The following is a 17,613-nucleotide window of genomic DNA, read 5'->3' on the forward strand; positions in this document are numbered from 1 at the left end:
GAACCAGACGGGAGTCACACCATGCGGCACCGCATCATCGTTCTGGGGGCCGGCTACGCCGGAGCCTCCGCGGCCGGCTACCTCGCCCGCCACCTGCACCCCGACGACGTCAAGATCACCGTCGTCAGCGCCGCGCCGGACTTCGTCGAGCGGATCCGCCTGCACCAGGTGGCCGCCGGCCACGACCTGCGCCGCTACCCGCTGGCGGAGATGTTCGCCGGCACGGGCATCCGGCTCCGGGTGGCCCAGGTGACCGCCGTCGATGCCGGCCGGCGGACCGTCACGGTGACCGACGGCACGGGCACCGACCGGATCCCCTACGACACGCTGCTCTACACCCTGGGCAGCACCATCGGCGACCAGGGCGTCCCGGGCGTGGCCGAGCACGCCTTCCACGTGGCTGAGGGGCCGGCGGCGCTGCGCCTGCGCCACCGCCTGGCAGCGCTGGGCGGGCACGGCCGGGTGCTGGTCGTCGGCGGCAACCTGACCGCGATCGAGGCCGCCACCGAGATCGCCGAGACCCGGCCCGGGCTCACGGTCACCCTCGCCACCACCGGCGAGCTGGGCGGCTGGCTGGGCGCGAAGGGGCGCCGGCACCTGCTGCGCGCCTTCGACCGGTTCGGCATCACCGTGCACGAGCACACCACCATCACGCGCGTCGGGGAGACCGGTGCGACGGCCGCCGACGGGACCGACCTCGCCGCCGACGTGACCGTCTGGGCGGCCGGCTTCGCCGCGCACCCCATCGCCGCCGCCGGCGGCCTCGAGGTCGCGGACGACGGCCGGATCATCGTCGACCGCATGATGCGCTCCGTCTCGCACCCGGCGGTCTACGCCGCCGGCGACAGCGCCTACGCCGTCGGTGACAACGGGCAGCCGCTGCCGATGTCGTGCGCCTCGGCGGGGTTCACCCGGATGCAGGCGACCGCCGCGATCATCGGGGACCTCACCGGCGACAAGGTCGCGACGAGCCCGCTGCCGTACCTCGGCAACTGCATCGGTCTCGGCGGGCGGGACGCGATCTTCCAGACGGTCGACGGCGCCGCCCGGTCCCGTTCCTGGTCGCTGCGCGGGCGCCCGGCCGCCCGGGTCAAGGCCTTCGTGCTGCGCGGAACGGCCTGGAACATGCACCACCCCACGTACGGGCTGCCGGCCCGCCGGCGCCGCGTGACAGTCACGCCGGCCCGCGCCGCGGAGCTGGTCACCGACTAGCGTGGCGCTCATGGACCCCGCCACCGTGGCGCGTTTCGAGGCCAACCGGACCCGGTTGGCCTCGCTCGCGTACCGGCTGCTCGGCTCGGCCGCCGACGCCGAGGACGCGGTGCAGGATACGTTCCTGCGCTGGCAGGCCGCCGACCGGGAGCGCATCGACGTGCCCGAGGCGTGGCTGACCAAGGTGGTCACCAACCTGGCGCTGGACCGGCTGCGCTCGGCGCGGATGCGGCACGAACGCGCGGCCGGCGACTGGCTGCCCGAACCGCTGCTGGACGGCGACCCGATGCTGGGCCCGGCCGACACCGCCGAGCAGCGCGAATCGGTGACGCTGGCGGTGCTGCTGCTCATGGAACGCCTCTCGCCGGTCGAGCGGGCCGTCTACGTGCTGCGCGAGGCCTTCGCCTACAGCCACGCCGAGATCGCCGAGATCCTCGACATCACCGAGTCGGCGAGCCAGCAGCACGCCCACCGGGCCCGCCGCCGGGTCGCCACCGGCCGCGGCGCCGGGGAGATCACCGGGGCCGCCGCCCGCCGGGTCGTCGAGGCCTTCGTCGATGCCGCCTCCTCGGGCCGCACCGAACGGCTGGTGGCGTTGCTCACCGCCGACGCGACCGCGATCTCCGACGGCGCGGGGCCGGCCGGGAAGATCCTGCGGTTCTCGACGCCCGAGCGGATCGCCGCCGTCCTGCGGGGCGCCTTCAAGCCGACCCCGGCGAAGCGCCGGCTGGCCGGCGGCGCCCTGGCGATGTACGCCGGCGTGATCAACGGCTCCCCGGCCGTCATCGCCGCGCTGCCCGACCGGGTCGTGGGCGTGGTGGTCCTGGAGGTCCGCTCCGGCAAGGTCGCGGCCGTACGCGCCATCGCCGCCCCCGACCGCCTCGCCCGCCTCACCCTGCAGTGGCGCCGGCGTGAGCACACCGACCCGCTGATCGCCTCGTGGTGACCTGTCAGGCGCGCAGATAGGCGAGCACGGCCAGCACCCGGCGGTTGGTGTCCTCGGCCGGCGGCAGGTCCAGCTTGGCCAGGATGCTGCCCACGTGCTTGCCCACGGCCGCCTCGGTCACGAACAGCCGGGCCGCGATCGCCGAGTTCGAGTGGCCCTCGGCGACCAGCGCCAGCACCTCCCGCTCGCGGGCCGACAACGCCGCCAGCGGGTCCCGGGGCCGGCGCAGCAGCCGCCGCACCACCTCGGGGTCGACCACCGTGCCGCCGCCGAGCACCGTCCGCAGCGACGCCACGAAGTCCTGCACGTCGACCACCCGGTCCTTGAGCAGGTAACCGACCCGCCGCCCGTCGCCGGTGTCGAGCAGCGCGGTCGCGTACTCCTCCTGCACGTACTGGCTCAGCACGACCACCGCCAGGCCGGGCTCCCGGCGGCGCAGGGTGACCGCCGCCCGCAGGCCCTCGTCGGAGTGGCCCGGCGGCATCCGGATGTCGGTGATCACCAGCTCCGGCCGGTGCTCGGCGACCGCCGCGAGCAGCGCCGGGCCGTCGCCGACCGCCGCCACCACACTGAAGCCGAAGCGGGACAGCACCCCGACCAGGCCCTCGCGCAGCAGCACGCCGTCCTCGGCGAGCACCACCCGGATCAGCTCTGCCACGGAAGCTCCACCCGGACCAGGGTAGGGCCGCCGGCGGGGCTGGCCAGCAGCAGCCGGCCGCCGACGGCCGCGACCCGGTCGGCGAGCCCGGTCAGCCCGGTGCCGTGCGCGGGGTCGGCGCCGCCCCGCCCGTCGTCGCGGACCTCCAGCACCAGCATGTCGCCGATCCGGGCCAGCAGCAGGTCGGCGCGGTGCGCCCCGGCGTGCTTGACCACGTTGGCCAGCGCCTCCGACGCCGCGAAGTACGCGGTGCTCTCCAGGTGCGGCGCCGGGCGGTGCAGCCCGTCGGCGACCGTGACCGTCACCGGCAGCGGCGAACGGACCGTCAGCTCCCGCAGCGCGGCGGGCAGCCCGAGGTCGGCCAGCGCCTGCGGCCGGATGTCGTGGATCAGGTCGCGCAGCACCACCATCAGCTCCTTGGCCTCGTCGTGCGCCCGGGCCAGCGGCGCAGCCGCGGGCGACTCGGCCGGCACGTCCAGCCTGGCCATGCCTAGCTGCAGGGTGAGGCTGGTCAGCCGGTGCTGGGCGCCGTCGTGCAGGTCGCGTTCGATGCGCCGGCGCTCGGTCTCGAACGCGTCGACCAGCCGGGCCCGGGACTGCGCCACCGCCCGCAGCGCGGTGCCGTCGCGGTCGCCGAGCAGCGCCCGCGCGGCGGTGCCCTGCCCGGCGGCGATCAGGCCCAGCAGGTAGACCAGGACCGGGATCAGCAGCAGCCCGGCCACCGCCAGCGGGATCGCCTGACCGACGCTGCGGACGGTGAACACGCCGAACTGCCAGCTGTCGGTGCCCGTCGCGGCGAACAGCGGGCTCAGCAGGAAGCCGATGTCGATCAGCACCAACAGCGCGTACGCGCTGTAGACGACCGGGACGACCAGGCCGAGGAAGACGCCGTAGAGCACCTCGCGCCAGGTGGCCGCCTCGGTGTAGCGCACCCGCAGCCAGATCAGCGGGTCGGCGGCGACCGGCCGGTGCGCCGACTGCAGCGGCCGCTGGTCGATCAGCGCGAGCCGGCCCCGCTCGACCGCGGCGAGCGGGATCGCGATCAGCGGGCCCAGCACGGCCAGCACCACCAGCGCGGTCACCATGAGGAACAGCAGCGCGCTGGTGAGCGGGGGACCCTCGGTGAGCCGCACGCCGGCGACCAGCCAGGGCAGGATCAGCGTGCCCACGGCGGCGCCGAGGACGCCGGCGAACGGCAGCGTGGTCAGGACGTAGAGCAGGGCGCGCCACGGGCCCGCGGAGAGCAGGTACCGGCGCCGGCCGAGGGATCGCCAGGGGGCTTCTATTGTTGACACAGCGTCACCGTACGGAGCCCGGGGTGGTCGTTCCCAGCCGTCCACGGCTACTTCCGGGGTATGCCTGGCACTACCACGTGCCGTCACGGCGGGCCCGCCACGGGCGACCGTCCGGGTCGTAGATCAACCGGTACGCCGGCACCGCCCAGATCCGCTGGTACCACGGCAGGCGCTCGGTCTCGTGCGGCACCAGCCGGCCGGGCGGACGGGGGCCCCGCTCGCCGTCCGCGTGCCAGTCGCGCAGCGCGTCGGCGGCGGCGCGGATCGTGCGGACGGCGTCGTCGGGGTCGAGCAGGTCCGTGTCGTCGGTGCGGTCCAGGTGCTCCCGCATCAGGGTGAGCCGCAGGTTCCGCGCGTACGTCCGGGCGCCCTCGCCGCCGCCGGCCGGGTCCCGGGGCTCGCGCTCGTCACGGGTCCGGTCCAGGACGGCGCAGGAGAGCTCGCTGTCGTGGGTCCACGAGCGCCGGTTGAAGTTGTCGCTGCCCGTGCTGGCCCAGGTGTCGTCGATCACGCAGACCTTGGCGTGCACGTAGACCGGCGCACCGGCGTGGTTCTCCACGTCGAAGACGTGCACCCGGTCGCCGGCGGCCTTGCGGCACAGCGCGATGGCCTCCTCGCGGCCCACCTGGTTGGGCGGCAGCGCGAAGCGGCCGTCCACGTCCGGGTGCCGCGGCACGACCGCGATCAGGTGCAGCTCCGGGTTGTCGTTGAGCGCGTCGGCGAAGAGCTGGGCGACCTCCTTGGACCACAGGTACTGGTCCTCGAGGTAGATCAGCCGGCGGGCCCGTTTGATGGCCTTGGTGTAGCCGCGGGCGATGCTGCGCTCGCCCAGGCCGGCGAAGCCGTACGGCGGCCGCATCGCCGGATAGGTGCGCAACACCTGGATGTCGTGCGGGCCGCACTCCGGCGGGTCCGGCGGCTGCGGCGGGAGCTTGTCGGCGTGCAGGTCGGCGCCCTTGAGCTTGTCCTCGATGGTGGAGATCGGGCCGTGCTGGTCCAGCGGCACCCGGTCCTGCCAGCGCTCGCGGAAGCTCAGATCCAGGGCGCCGACCACCGGGCCGCGCAGCGCGAGCTGGACGTCGTGCCAGGGCGGGTTCTTCCCGTACGCCGTGGCCATCGCGATCGGCTGCGGGTCGCCGTGGTGCTCGTGGTCGTCGCGGCGGCTGTGGCACAGGTCGATGCCGCCGGCGAACGCGATGTCACGTTCCGGCTCGCCGGGGTGACGCAGGATCACCACCTTCTGGTGGTGCGAGCCGCCGCGCCGGACCCGCTGGTCGAGCAGCACCTCGCCACCGGCGGCCGCGATGTCCTGGCCGAGGTTGCGGTTCTCCTCCTCGCTGTACGCGAGCTTGTCCAGGTGCGAGCGCCAGAGCAGGCCCTTGACCACCACGCCGCGCTTGGCCGCCGCGGCGAACAGCTCGGCGATCGTCGGCCCGTCGTCGCGCAGCCGCTCGTCGGGATCACCCCGCCAGTCGGTGAAGAACAGGTGGTCGCCCTCGTGCAGCGCTTCCACCTCCGCCACCAGACGGTCGAAGTAGGTTTTTCCGTGAATGAGCGGCTCGGCGGTGTTTCCGGCGCACCAGGTGGGTATCTCGGAGTCCGGGTTGCCACGCTCGCCCGCGGTCAGGAACCAGTCCTCCAGTGGCACGGGGCAGCCCTTCCGAGGTCGACGACGCCCTCACCGTAGGCCCCCCGAGGGCCGAACGCACGCTGAAGCACGCGTCCCCCCGCGAGACAGGAAACCCGAATGAGCACCGAGCCGCTGACCTCGACCGCCGCCCCGGCCGACCCCGCCGCCGCCTCCGAGCGCGGCCTGCTCATCGCGATGCTGCTGCTGGTGCTGCTCGGCGCGGGCGCGATGGTGATGATGTCCTGATCCGCCGGGTTTCCGCGCCGTCGATACCGAACCGTTGCCCCTGCTGACGGATACCGGGCAGCGTGGCGTGGCGCGGCTCATCCATACTCGTCGGCATGACGGGGGATCCGGGGTACAGCAGCGCAGTCATCGAGGTCCCGCAGGCGGAAGCGGCGGCCGGCACCACCAGGAGCGTCTGGTCGCCGACACACGGTCAGCTGACCGTGGTCGTACCGCCCGGGACCGTGGACGGCTCGGTCGTGTGGGTGCAGAGCCCGACGGCGGGCAACGTCGCCGTGACCATCCGGGTGTCCTCGCCCTTCCCGCCGCCGCAGCCCTACCCCGGGCAGCAGTTCCCGACCCAGCCCTACCCGGCGCAGCCCCAGTCCGGGGTGCCCGCGGCCGGGCCCGGCTACCCGCCGCCGGGTTACCCGCCGCCCGGCCAGCCCCAGTTCCCCGGCCAGCCCTTCCCGGGCCAGCCTTTCCCGGGCCAGCAGCAAGGTTTCGCCCCGCCGCCCGCCGCGCCGAGCCACACCCGGCGTAACGCGGTGATCGGCGGCTCCCTGGTCGTCCTGCTCGCCCTGGGCTGCTGCGGCATCGTCCGGGTCTTCGGCGGTGGCGACGACGACAGCCCGCAGGCCGGCCGCAACGGCGTCGCCGCCAACGTCAGCGGCGGCCCCACGGCCACCGGCCCGCTCACCCCGGAGCAGTACGTCCAGGCCCTGGCGGCCTCGGACGCGGCGATCGGGGCGACCTTCAGCAAGCTCAACACCTCCGACACCGCGACCTTCGCCAAGGCGGCCCCGGCGGCGGCGAGCGCCATCCGCGCCGAGGCCGACAAGCTGCGCGCCACCCAGCCGCCGTCCGGCGCGGCGCCGGCGCACGGCCAGCTCACCCTCGAGCTGGAAAGCCTCGGCGACATGGTGGAGGAGACGGCGGCGGCGAAGCAGGAATGCCCGGCGGCCTCGCCGTGGGTGGCGGTGCTGCAGTCCGGCTGGGCCGACGGCATCCGCGAGGACGCGAAAAAGCTGGCAGCGGCCGACGCGACGTTCAAGTTCGGCACGTTCCTGCCGGCGGCGCCGAAGGAAACCAAGCGCCGCCTCAAGACGGGCACGTTCCTGAAGCGCTCGAGCACCGGCGGCTCGGGTCACTTCAAAATCAAGAACGGCGCGGACGACACCACGGTCAGCCTGGTGCCGACCAAGGGCAAGAAGCCGAAGCCCGTCCTGACGGTCTATGTCCGCGGCGGCGGCACGTTCACGGCCAAGGGCGTCCGCGACGGCACCTACCGCGTCTACACGGCGTCGGGGGAGGACTGGGACAAGGGCAAGAAGGGCTTCACCCGGGACTGCTCGTTCTCCAAGTTCGACGACACGTTCAAGTTCACGACAACGTCGTTCTCGGCCTCGATCTGGACGATCACGCTGACGCCGGTGGTCGGCGGCAACGCCTCGACCAGCGACGTGGACCCCAACTCCTTCCCGAAGTGACCGCACCCCGCCGAGGGCGCTGATCAGTCGGCCTCGGCGGCGGGCAGGGTCCTCGGGTTCGCTGACCCAGGCGGTGAAGCCCAGCCCTTGCCGGCCGAGGTCGTGGTCGCTCTCCGCCGACCAGCACGGCAGCACCGCCGTGTGCCGCTCCCCCGGGGCGCGTAGGTCAGCGCCGGCTCCTCGCGGATGCTCCACAGCCGGGTATCTCCCAGCGGCAGGTCGAACAGCGACCGGCGTGCGGCCGCCGCGCTGTCGGTGACGGTGCGGCCCACTTCGTAGGCGGCGGCGAGGACGTCACCGGCCGCCACCTCGGGCGCGGCGGCAACCGAGAGCACCAGCAGCTTGGACCGGACGGACGGCTCCGGTCCGCACAGTCGGCCTCGACGACGTGCACGATGGCGTCACCGGCCCGCTTCGTGGCGGCGATGTGCGCCGAGTGCCCGTTTTCGGGAGTGCGGAGCACCCGGGTGAGGCGGGCGGCCCAGGGGCTGCCCGCACCGAGCGCGCCGGCCGGCGCCACCTCGAACGGATCGGCCCAGGACACCCGCGTGGCCAGCGCGCTGGCCAGCAACAACACCACTTCCTGGAGCTTCGGCAGGGGGAAGGCGCCGATCAGCCCGCCGGTGTGCTCGCGGGCCCAGGCGTCGACGCCGTCCTGGTCCGGCGGAACCCCCACGGCCGTGCCGGCCGGCAGCCCGGCCTGCCAGCCGCGCAGGCCCTCGGTGTCCCGGCCCGGCGCGTGCCACACCGCGGTCGCCGACGACACCAGCGGGTGCGGATGCTCCAGCAGCGCGGCGACCGCGGCAGTCGCGTCGCCGGCCGGCACGCCCAGCACCTCGGCCAGCTCCTCACCAACCGCGCCGCGGCCTGCCGAGGCGCACAACCCCAGCAGCAGCCACGCGCCCAACGGCGACGCCACGTGATGCTCGTCGCCGATGGCGGCATGCAGCCGTTCTACCAAGCACGAGGGTTTCAGGAGGACGACAGGTGCGGCGGCGGTGGCCCGGCGACGCTGCTGCTGTCCGCGGTCGTCGAGCCTCGGGGTCACAGTCGCAGATATCCGGTCACGAGGTCGCCGAGCATGGTGCGGTAGTGGGTCCGGCGTGCCGGGTCGAGCAGGTCCCGGTCGAAGAGCGCGCCGAAGGTGTGGCGGTTGGCGACCCGGAAGAAGCAGAACGAGCTGATCATCATGTGCACGTCGAGGGCGTCGACGTCGGCGCGGAACACCCCGGCGGCCCGGCCGCGGGCCAGCACCCCGTGCAGCACGGCGACGGCGGAGCTGTTCAGGTCCACCAGCCGGGCCACGTGCGCCATGTGCTTGGCCTGCTGGGCGTTCTCCACGCCGACCAGCTGGATGAACGCCGGGTGCGCCTCGTGGTGGTCGAAGGTGACCTCGGCGAGCCGGCGCACCGCGGCGACCGGGTCGAGGTGGTCGACGTCGACGGTGCGTTCGGCCCGGCGGATCTCCGCGTACGCCCGCTCCAGTACCGCCAGGTAGAGCTGTTCCTTGCCGCCGAAGTAGTAGTAGATCATCCGTTTCGTGGTGCGGGTGCGGTTGGCGATCTCGTCGACCCGGGCGCCGCTGTAGCCGCGCTGGGCGAACTCGTCGGTGGCCACGTCGAGCAGTTCCGCGCGGGTGCGCTCGGCGTCCCGGCGCCGCTGCACCACGGCGGGCGGGGCCACGTCCACCGACATCGGCTCTTCCTTCGCGCTGGGCGTCATCGGACCAGTTAACCGCGTGCGCCCGGAGGCCTTGACAGTGGCCGCCGTCACACCTGATAACTAACGTAACGGTTCGTACATCAACCGGCATCAGTGGGGAGCGGGTGATGGCAGCGTGCCGATGCGGGTTGATCGAGGCGGGCGAGCCGGCTTCGCCGGGCTCACCATCACCCACCCCATCAAGCAGCAGGTGATCGAGCTGCTCGGCCACCTCTTCGACATCGTCTCCATGCCGGTGGAGGCGGCGCTGCTGCGCGCCGCCCGGGCCGCCGGCCTGTGGACGCTGGACGGCGCGGCGATGTGCGTCTGTCCGGCCGCCGCCGCTTTTGAGCTGCTCACCGGCCGTACCCCCGACACCGCGCGGATGCTCGCGGCCTCGACCGGCTGCCGGCCGCGCGGGGCACGCATCGTCCCGCGTGACCCTCCCACGCCATGGAGCACGACATGAGTCGATCCCAGACCGACCTCGCCGTCGACGTCCGTAACCTTCCCGAACCCCTGTCCCTGCGCCGGATGATCGGTCCCGGCGTGATCGCCGTCGGCATCGGCATGGCCGCGGGCGAGATCATCCTGTGGCCCTACCTGACCGCGATCGGCGGCCTGGGCCTGCTCTGGCTGGCCTTCACGACCCTGGCCGTGCAGTTCGTCATCAACATGGAGATCGAGCGCTACACGCTGGCGACCGGGCAGACGGTCGTCGCCGGCTCCTCCCGGTGGTGGAAGGGCTGGGGGATCGTCATCTGCCTGGCCGGGGCCTTCCAGTACGTCTGGCCGGGCTGGGCGACCAGTGGCTCCACTGTGTTCACCTACCTGGCCGGCGGCGGTGACGTCGTCTGGATCACGGTGGCCGGCCTGGTCATCGTCGGCGCGCTGCTGTCGGTGTCCAAAGTGGTCTACACCACGGTCGAACGGGTGGAGCTCGTCAAGGTCGCTCTCACCCTGTTCTTCCTCGTCGTCGTGGTCGTCTTTGTCATCTCGCTGGGCACCTGGGGCGACGGCGCCCGGGCCACGGTGACCGAGTTCGGGCAGATCCCGGAGGGCATCACGTTCACCCTGCTGCTCAGCGCGATCGGCGCGGCCGGCGCGGGCGGCGTGCACAACCTGGTGCTGAGCAACTGGATCCGCGACAAGCGGTACGGCATGGGCGCGCACGTCCCCCGCCTGGTGTCACCGATCACCGGCCGGGAGGAGGCCGCGGGCGCCGACCGGTACCGGCTCGCCGTCGACGAGGAGAACCTGAGCCGCTGGCACGTCTGGTGGCGGCGGGCCAACGTGGAACACCTCGTCACCTTCGTGGCGGTCTGCTTCGCGACGATCACGATCATGTGCCTGCTCGCGTACGAGACGCTCTTCGGCCGCGACGACCTCAGGTCGGACGCGTCGTTCCTGCGGATCGAGGCCGACGTGCTCGCCGGCCAGGTCGGCGGCTGGCTGAGGCTGCTGTTCCTGGCGGTGGCGGCGGTCTCGCTGTGGGCGGCGGCGATGGGCCTGCTCGACATCATCGGCCGGGTCGCGTCGGACTTCCTGCGCCGGACGTACCTGATGACCTCCACCCGCTGGACCGAACCCCGCTTGTACCTGACCGTGGTCTGGGCCGAGATCGTGCTGGGGTCGCTGATCCTGCTGGCGGGCTTCAGCCAGCCGATCGGCCTGCTGATCGTCTCGACCTGCGCGGCCTCGGTGGTGACGCTGCTCTACTCGATCCTGTTGATCCGCCTCAACATCCGGGACCTGCCGGTGCCGGTGCGGCTGCGCGGCTGGCGACTGGGCGGCATGGTGGTCGCGATCTGCTTCTACGGCTTCTTCGCCATCGCGATGGTGGTGACGCAGCTGCAGCGCTGGTAGCCGTGATCACCAGGCATGCTCTGCCCCCGAGGCTGCCGCTACCCGGGCGCGGGCACCTGCCAGAGCGCACTGACCGGGATCGCCCGCAGCTTCGTCCCGAACGGCAGCGTCGCCGTGCCGGTGTAGAGAACAACACCCACGAGGAAGTCGTCACCGAGCCGTTCGGCCAGCCGACGCAGGCCGCGGAAGTCGTCAGGACCGACCGTTGACGCGGCCTTGACCTCGATGCCGACGACCTGTCCGCGGCGGTTCTCCAGCACGGCGTCGACCTCGTATCCGCTTCGGTCGCGATAGTGATACAGGTCGGCGAGCTGTGTCGACCAGGTGAGCTGCCGGGCAAGCTCGGACAGGACGAAGGATTCGAGCAGCGGCCCGAACGGCGCACCTGGCCGGAGCAGCGCGCGCGCATCGAAGGAGACCTCGTGGGCAGCGATCCCGGAGTCGACGAAGATGAGTTTCGGGGTGGCGGTGACCCGGGTGCCGAGGTTGCGGGACCAGCCCGGGATCCGCTTGACAAGAAAGATCTCCTCGAGTGCGCGCAGGTATCGCGCGATCGTCGGTCGGCTCAGGCCGAGCGTCGACTCGAGGGATCCGGCCGGGATGAGGGTTGCGGATCGGGCGGCGAGCAGGCGGACCAGGGTGCGGAGCTGACTCTTGTGCTGGATGTCCGAGAGCTGCCGGACGTCACGGTCGATGAGGGCCTGGACGTAGGCGTCGAAGAATCGTCCACGGCGCCGCGGGTCCGCCCGTGAGACAGCCTCGGGCAGGCCGCCGCGGACGATCCGGTCGGCGTAGCCGGCCCGCGTCACGTCCGACTCATGGCGCAGGTCGGGGCCGTGCATGAACACGGCATCGAGGAAGCGGTCCGGGTCGCCGTCGATCTCGCCCTGGGAGAACGGCCATAGTTCGACGCTTTCCATCCGGCCGGGCAGGGCGTCGGGAGCAGCGATCATCCCGAACAGCTGCGACGAGCCGGTGAGCAGGTACCGGCCGGGGCGAGGGTCCTCGTCAACGGCGCTCTTGATAGCCAGGAGCAGTTCCGGTGCTCGCTGAATCTCGTCGATCACGAGAAGGTCGGGGGAGGCAACGAAGCCCACCGGGTCGGCCAGGGCGGCGGCCCGATCCTGCGCCCGGTCGAGGTCGCGCCGCTCGGCGAGACGGTCGCCTGCGACAACGCGCACGAGGGTGCTCTTACCGACCTGACGGGCTCCGCTGATCAGGACGACCCGGGTGTCCGTCAGTGCCGCATCCACCTGTGCGGCGACGTGGCGAGGAATCAGATTTCGTCCGGGCACTGGGTCATTCTACCCGTAAGCTTTCGATTTGCGAGGGCTTGCGTGTTCGATTTGCGCGGGCCGCGTGTTCGATTTGCGGGGCCTTCGCCGTTCGATCCGCGGCACCGGTGGGGCGCGGTCCGCGGCGCGGACGGCTGCGTGCCGTCCGCGCCTTCTCCGGTCAGCCGGTGTGCGGCAGCCGCTCGGCCGGGATCACGCCCAGCCGGCCCTTCTGGTAGTCCTCGAACGCCTGCACCAGCTCCTCGCGGGTGTTCATCACGAACGGCCCGTACTGTGCCACCGGCTCGCGGATCGGCCGGCCGCCCATGATGAAGAGCTCCATCGCGGGGATGTTGGAGTCCTGCGACTTGTCGGCGGTGACCCGGATGGCGTCGCCGGCGCCGTGCGCCGCCAGCTGGCCGAGCTGGATCGGGCGCTGCTCCGCGCCGACCGTGCCGCGGCCGGCCAGCACGTAGACCAGCGCGTTGTAGCCGGGCTGCCAGGGCAGGTCGAGCCGGGCGCCGGGCTGCAGGGTGACGTGTGCCAGGTTGATCGGGGTGAACGTGGAGCCGGGGCCGGTGTGGCCGGCCACCTCGCCCGCGATCACCCGGATCAGGCTGCCACCGTCCGCGGTGGTCAGCAGCGTGGACTCGCGGCCACGGATGTCCTGGTACTTCGGGGCGATCATCTTGGCGGCCCGCGGCAGGTTGACCCAGAGCTGCAGGCCGTGGAACAGCCCGCCGCTGGTGACCAGCTGCTCCGGCGGCGCCTCGATGTGCAGGATGCCGCCGCCAGCGGTCATCCACTGGGTGTCGCCGTTGGTGATCGAGCCGCCGCCGCCGTTGGAGTCCTGGTGGTCCATCTGGCCGTCGATCATGTAGGTGACGGTCTCGAAGCCGCGGTGCGGGTGCCACGGGGTGCCCTTGGGCTCGCCCGGCGCGTAGTCGACCTCGCCCATCTGGTCGAGGTGGATGAACGGGTCGAGCTCGTTGGCCGGCACGCCGGCGAAGGCGCGGCGGACCGGGAAGCCCTCGCCCTCGAAGCCGGACGGGGCGGTGGTCAGCCGGCGGACCGGGCGGTAGCTCGTGGTGGCGGGGTCGAGCTGCGGCAGGCGCGGCAGGACCAGGACGTCGTCGACGGTGATCGCTGGCATGATCTTCTCCCTCAGACTGCGACCGGCTGCGTGCGCAGTCGGGGGCCCAGGCGTCCGAAGACGCGGGTGATGGTGGCGAGCTCGGCGTCGTCGAGGTCGTTGATGAACGTCTCCCGCACGGTGGCGAGGTGCAGCGGCGCGGCGGCGGTCAGTGCCGCCAGGCCCGCCTCGGTCAGCACGGCCTCCTGGCCGCGGCCGTCGTCGGCACAGCTCTGCTTGCGGACCAGGCCGCGCTTGGTCATCGAGGTGATCTGGTAGGTGCACCGGCTGGGCGAGAAGACCAGCCGGCTGGCCAGCTCGCCCATCCGGATGCGGTGCCCGGGCGCCTCGGAGAGCACGACCATCACGTGGTAGTCGGCCATGCTCAGGCCGGTGGTGGCCCGCAGGTCGTCCTCGAGCCGGGTGTGCAACGCCCAGCTGCTCTCGATGAAGGCGCGCCAGGCGGCCTGCTGAGTGTCGCTGAGCGGTTCGGTCATGCTCCGAACCATACTCCTTCAAATCTGAAATACCAGTGGCACGCCCGTGGTGGTCGTCACTGCCGGCGGCGCAACAGCAGCAGGGCCGCCAGCAGCGGGAGCGTGATCAGGAACGCGAGCCGCATGTCCACCGCGTCGGCGAGCCGGGCCAGCGCCGCGGGGGCCGCCAGGATGGCCGTACCGGAGGCCAGCGCGCCCAGCGACGCGGCGTGCGCGGCGCTCAGGCGTGGCGTGCCGACCAGGCCGGCCAGGGCCACCGGGTAGAGGGTCGCCACGCCCGCCCCGGCCACGACGAGCCCCGCGGTGATCACGGCCGGCGTGTTGGCCGCGACCACCAGCAGCGTGCCCGCCGCGGTGACCGCCGCGCCGATCGGCACCACCGGGATCCGGCGGATCAGCGCCGGGCCCGCCAGCCGACCCAGCGCCATCCCGATCGGGAAGGCCGTGCCGAGCGCGGCGGCGCTCGCGGCGGCCAGGCCCGCCTCGGCGAGCCGGGCCACGGCCCAGATGGTGAAACAGAACTCGACCGCGACGGCCAGCACGACCACGGCCCAGCGCCGCGCCACGGCGCCGGCTTCCGGCCGGATCCCCGGTGCGGCCCGCGGGCCGGCCGCGGTCGGCCGGTTGGTCGCGGCCAGATAGAGCAGCGGGGGTACGACAACGAGCAGCGCGAGCCGCCCGCTGACCAGCCCGGTCGCGTTGAGGCCGCCGATCGCCGCCGGGGCGAGCACCGCGGCGCTGCTCGACGCGGCGTTGACCCTGGTGAGCTGCACCGCCGCCGCGGGCCCGGCCAGCAGGGCCGGGGTGACCAGCGCGAACGCCGCCCCGCCCGCGCCCAGCAGCAGGGCGCCGGCGACCGCCACGGCCGGCCCCGGGGCGAGGGCGAGCAGCGTCGCCCCGGCCGCCACGGCCAGCGAACCGCCGGTCAGCGCCGCGTGCGGGCCGCCGCGCAGCAGCAGCGGGCCGGCCGGCGCCAGCGCCAGCAGCCCGAAGCCGAACGTCGCGGGCAGCCAGGCCAGCTCCTCCGGTGGCACGCCGAAGTCGCCGGCCAGCAGCACGATGCAGGCGCCGAGCGCGGTGATCGCGTACCCCAGCCCGGCCTGCGCGATCCCCGCCTGCCGGACGTGGCTCGCCATCCGGTCAGACGCTCGCTTCGTCCCGGGCGGCCAGCAGCCGGGCCAGCGTGCCGAGATCGGGCAGCGCGAGGTCGGCCTCGACACCCTTGAGGGCGGCCACCCGCGCCCCGGCGGCCCGGCCCGCGGCGACGCCGACCGCGGCGTCCTCCACCACCAGGCACCGCTGCGGCGCGACCCCGAGCAGCTCGGCGGCGCGCAGGTAACCCTCGGGATCGGGCTTGCCCGCCCGGACGTCCTCCACGGTGACCAGCAGCGGCGCGACGATGCCGGCCGCGCCCAGCCGGGCCTCGGCCAGCCGGACGTCGGCGCTGGTCACGATCGCCCAGGGCAGCCGCAGCGCCGCCAGCAGCGCCAGGGCGCCGGGGGTGGGCACGACGTCGGCCAGGTCGTCGTACTGCAGGTCGAGCTGGCGGGCGGCGGCCGTGGCGGCCTCGGCGGCGCCCAGGTCCGGGCGGACCAGCCCGACGGTACGGTCAGCCGGGGCGCCGTGCGCGACGGCCAGCACGGCATCCGGGTCGACGGCGTACTCGGCGGCCCAGCTCCGCCAGGCCCGCTCGACGGCCGCGTCGGAGTCGACCAGGGTGCCGTCCATGTCGAAGAGCACCGCCTCGACGATGGTCAGATCCATGCGTCCTCCCAATATGCTCGTATCACGAGGATAAGGTGGTGAACCCCCGCCGTGGCAAGTCCGATCCGCCGCCGGGCCCAGGAGACCCGCTGGCACACCGCGTCCCAGGTGCTCGCCTGGCTGCGCCTGCACCCGGGCGCGACCCGCGCCGCCCTGGCCCAGGACCTGCAGCTCACCAGCGGGCTGGCGACCGAGCTCACCGGCCGGATGCGGGCGCTGAGCCTGCTGGCCGAGACGCCCGCGCCGCCGCAGGGCCGGGGCCGGCCGACCACGGTGCTGGCGGCCCATCCGGCCGGCCCGGTGGTGCTGGCGATCGACATCCGGATGGCGGACCGGCGGCACACGATCGCCGGCCTCGACGGCCGCCTGCACCCCGTCACCACCACCCGGCACGGCGCCGACGTGCCCGATCCGGCCGCGGTGCTCGCGGCCGTCCGGCGCACCGTCGACGACAGCCGGGCCGTCTACGGCACGCGGTTGCGGGCGGTGGCGGTCGCGATGGCCGGGACGATCCACGACGGCCGGCTCGCGCAGTCCGCGACGCTCGGCTGGCGCGACGTCGACCTGACCGCGCTCACCGCCGGCACCGCCCTGGAACTGCTGCCCGGCAACGACGCCACGCTCGCCGGCCTGGCCGAGGCCCGCACCGGCGCCGCCGTGGGGGCGCGCGCGGCGCTGCACCTGATGGTCGAGGTCGGCATCGGCGGGGCGTTCACTGTGGATGGACGCCCGTCGACCGGCGCGCACGGCGCCGCGGGTGAGTACGGCCACCAGCCGTACGGTGACCGGTCGCTGCCCTGCCCGTGCGGGGCGCGCGGCTGCTGGGACCTGGAGATCGACGGCCGCGCCCTGGCCCGGCACCTGGGCGTGCCCGCCCCGGCAGACCCGCGTGCGTACGCGCGGCAGGTCCTGGACCGCGCGCCGCGGGACCCGGCTGTGCGGGGAGCGCTGGAGACCGTCGCGGCGGCACTCGGTGCGGGCATCGGCGCCCTGGTCAACCTGCACGACCCGGACACGGTCACGCTGGGCGGGCTGGCCGCTCCGCTGCGCGCCGCCGCGCCGGACCGGTTCGCCGCGGCCTACACCGGCGGCCTGATGGCCTTCCATCGTGGACAGCCGCCGCCGGTGGTGGACGCGACGCACGGCGACGACGGCGCCCTGCACGGCGCGGCGATCCTGGCCCTGGACCACGTCACCACCGAGGCCGCCCTGGCCGAGTGGTCGGCGGGTCGGGGATGAACCGGTCAGCGGGCCCGGACGGAGAAGGTGATCGGTGTCGGTGCGCCGCCCTCGGCGAAGGCCTCCGTGGTCAGTCCGGCCGCGACGAACGCGCCGAGCAGGTCCGCCAGCGGGAAGTGCATCGCGCCGACCTTGTCGCGGACCCCCTTGCTGGTCCACGAATCCCGGCTGAAGCCCCGCTCGCGGTAACCGGGCCGGATCACCGCCGCGGCCGGATCGGACCGGTCCGCGAACGCGCCGCAGAAGCACGGGTGCACGCCCACGTGTACGAAGACGCCGCCGGGGGCGAGCACCCGGCGCACCTCGCGCAGCACGGCCGGGTAGTCGGGCATGTCGGTGTGCACCATCATCGCGATGACCGCGGGCAGCGAGGCGTCGGCGAACGGCAGCCGGGTGGCGTCCGCGCGGGCCACCGGGAGCCGGCCGGCGGCGTGCCGCAGCATGCCCGCGGACAGGTCCACGCCGATCGGCGTGCGGCCCAGCGCGCGGACGTCGGCCGCGTACACGCCGGTGCCGCAGCCGACCTCCAGGCAGCGGCCCGAGCCGGGGCCGAGCAGCTCGCGCAGCGCCTCGTGCACGCCGAGGGGATCGTCCTGTGCGGACTGGGCGGGGAGGAACTCGAACTCGTACCAGTCGGCGATCTCGTCGTACCCGGCGTCGGTCATCACCTCAGTCCACTCCATT

Annotated in this window: 18 protein-coding genes; 7 read left to right on the top strand and 11 right to left on the bottom strand. The window is 73.7% G+C overall.

Going from position 1 to position 17,613, the window contains the following annotated elements:
- Positions 1-21 precede the first annotated feature (21 nt).
- Together ACIBQZ_RS23215 and ACIBQZ_RS23220 are read left to right on the top strand one after the other, a co-directional pair.
- Positions 22-1,212 (top strand): NAD(P)/FAD-dependent oxidoreductase, encoded by a 1,191-nt coding sequence (locus tag ACIBQZ_RS23215; protein ID WP_396090843.1) that lies wholly within the window; start codon positions 22-24, stop codon positions 1,210-1,212.
- A gap of 10 nt (positions 1,213-1,222) precedes the next feature.
- Positions 1,223-2,158 (top strand): sigma-70 family RNA polymerase sigma factor, encoded by a 936-nt coding sequence (locus ACIBQZ_RS23220; protein ID WP_396090844.1) that lies wholly within the window; start codon positions 1,223-1,225, stop codon positions 2,156-2,158.
- Positions 2,159-2,162: 4 nt separating this feature from the next.
- Here ACIBQZ_RS23220 and ACIBQZ_RS23225 read toward each other — a convergent pair whose 3' ends face one another.
- From ACIBQZ_RS23225 to ACIBQZ_RS23235, 3 genes are all read right to left on the bottom strand, one after another.
- Entirely contained in the window at positions 2,163-2,816 is a 654-nt protein-coding gene (locus ACIBQZ_RS23225; RefSeq protein WP_396090845.1) for a response regulator, read from the bottom strand.
- Entirely contained in the window at positions 2,804-4,111 is a 1,308-nt protein-coding gene (locus tag ACIBQZ_RS23230) for a sensor histidine kinase (RefSeq protein ID WP_396090846.1), read from the bottom strand. The genes ACIBQZ_RS23225 and ACIBQZ_RS23230 overlap by 13 nt, the downstream gene beginning before the upstream one ends.
- 70 nt (positions 4,112-4,181) lie before the next feature.
- A complete protein-coding gene (locus tag ACIBQZ_RS23235) occupies positions 4,182-5,759 on the bottom strand; it encodes a phospholipase D family protein (protein WP_396090847.1) in 1,578 nt (525 codons plus the stop codon).
- 99 nt (positions 5,760-5,858) lie between these two features.
- Here ACIBQZ_RS23235 and ACIBQZ_RS23240 point away from each other — a divergent pair, with 99 nt between their 5' ends.
- Together ACIBQZ_RS23240 and ACIBQZ_RS23245 are read left to right on the top strand one after the other, a co-directional pair.
- On the top strand, positions 5,859-5,987 hold the full coding sequence (locus ACIBQZ_RS23240; RefSeq protein WP_396090848.1) for a hypothetical protein: 129 nt from the start codon (positions 5,859-5,861) through the stop codon (positions 5,985-5,987).
- 95 nt (positions 5,988-6,082) lie between these two features.
- Positions 6,083-7,456, top strand: a complete 1,374-nt coding sequence (locus ACIBQZ_RS23245) for a hypothetical protein (RefSeq protein WP_396090849.1) — start codon at positions 6,083-6,085, stop codon at positions 7,454-7,456.
- A 166-nt stretch (positions 7,457-7,622) separates the two neighbouring features.
- Here ACIBQZ_RS23245 and ACIBQZ_RS23250 read toward each other — a convergent pair whose 3' ends face one another.
- Entirely contained in the window at positions 7,623-8,375 is a 753-nt protein-coding gene (locus ACIBQZ_RS23250) for a hypothetical protein (protein WP_396090850.1), read from the bottom strand.
- A 125-nt stretch (positions 8,376-8,500) separates the two neighbouring features.
- Positions 8,501-9,178 (bottom strand): TetR/AcrR family transcriptional regulator, encoded by a 678-nt coding sequence (locus tag ACIBQZ_RS23255; RefSeq protein ID WP_396090851.1) that lies wholly within the window; start codon positions 9,176-9,178, stop codon positions 8,501-8,503.
- A gap of 121 nt (positions 9,179-9,299) precedes the next feature.
- On the opposite strand from ACIBQZ_RS23255, the gene ACIBQZ_RS23260 reads away from it, so the two are divergent.
- Positions 9,300-9,626 carry a hypothetical protein gene (locus ACIBQZ_RS23260; protein WP_396090852.1) on the top strand — a complete coding sequence of 109 codons (327 nt, stop codon included), beginning with the start codon at positions 9,300-9,302 and terminating at the stop codon, positions 9,624-9,626.
- Positions 9,623-11,023 carry an Nramp family divalent metal transporter gene (locus tag ACIBQZ_RS23265; protein ID WP_396090853.1) on the top strand — a complete coding sequence of 467 codons (1,401 nt, stop codon included), beginning with the start codon at positions 9,623-9,625 and terminating at the stop codon, positions 11,021-11,023. Before ACIBQZ_RS23260 ends, ACIBQZ_RS23265 begins: the two co-directional genes overlap by 4 nt.
- A 38-nt stretch (positions 11,024-11,061) precedes the next feature.
- Here the strand turns inward: ACIBQZ_RS23265 and ACIBQZ_RS23270 are convergent, their stop codons facing one another.
- From ACIBQZ_RS23270 to ACIBQZ_RS23290, 5 genes are all read right to left on the bottom strand, one after another.
- Positions 11,062-12,318: an ATP-binding protein gene (locus tag ACIBQZ_RS23270; protein WP_396090854.1), complete on the bottom strand. Its 1,257-nt coding sequence runs from the start codon at positions 12,316-12,318 to the stop codon at positions 11,062-11,064.
- Positions 12,319-12,478: 160 nt separating this feature from the next.
- Positions 12,479-13,450, bottom strand: a complete 972-nt coding sequence (locus ACIBQZ_RS23275) for a pirin family protein (RefSeq protein ID WP_396090855.1) — start codon at positions 13,448-13,450, stop codon at positions 12,479-12,481.
- 11 nt (positions 13,451-13,461) lie between these two features.
- Positions 13,462-13,926: a MarR family winged helix-turn-helix transcriptional regulator gene (locus ACIBQZ_RS23280; RefSeq protein WP_396090856.1), complete on the bottom strand. Its 465-nt coding sequence runs from the start codon at positions 13,924-13,926 to the stop codon at positions 13,462-13,464.
- A gap of 56 nt (positions 13,927-13,982) precedes the next feature.
- A complete protein-coding gene (locus ACIBQZ_RS23285; protein WP_396090857.1) occupies positions 13,983-15,062 on the bottom strand; it encodes a hypothetical protein in 1,080 nt (359 codons plus the stop codon).
- A gap of 4 nt (positions 15,063-15,066) precedes the next feature.
- Complete coding sequence (locus ACIBQZ_RS23290) at positions 15,067-15,690, bottom strand: HAD-IA family hydrolase (RefSeq protein WP_396090858.1); 624 nt, start codon at positions 15,688-15,690, stop codon at positions 15,067-15,069.
- Positions 15,691-15,741: 51 nt separating this feature from the next.
- Here ACIBQZ_RS23290 and ACIBQZ_RS23295 point away from each other — a divergent pair, with 51 nt between their 5' ends.
- Entirely contained in the window at positions 15,742-16,929 is a 1,188-nt protein-coding gene (locus tag ACIBQZ_RS23295) for an ROK family protein (RefSeq protein WP_396090859.1), read from the top strand.
- Positions 16,930-16,934: 5 nt separating this feature from the next.
- On the opposite strand, the gene ACIBQZ_RS23300 is transcribed toward ACIBQZ_RS23295, so the two are convergent.
- Positions 16,935-17,594 carry a class I SAM-dependent methyltransferase gene (locus tag ACIBQZ_RS23300; protein WP_396090860.1) on the bottom strand — a complete coding sequence of 220 codons (660 nt, stop codon included), beginning with the start codon at positions 17,592-17,594 and terminating at the stop codon, positions 16,935-16,937.
- Between the last annotated feature and the right edge of the window lie 19 nt (positions 17,595-17,613).

The organism is Actinoplanes sp. NPDC049599 (genome assembly GCF_044465625.1).
Lineage (GTDB): Bacteria > Actinomycetota > Actinomycetes > Mycobacteriales > Micromonosporaceae > Actinoplanes.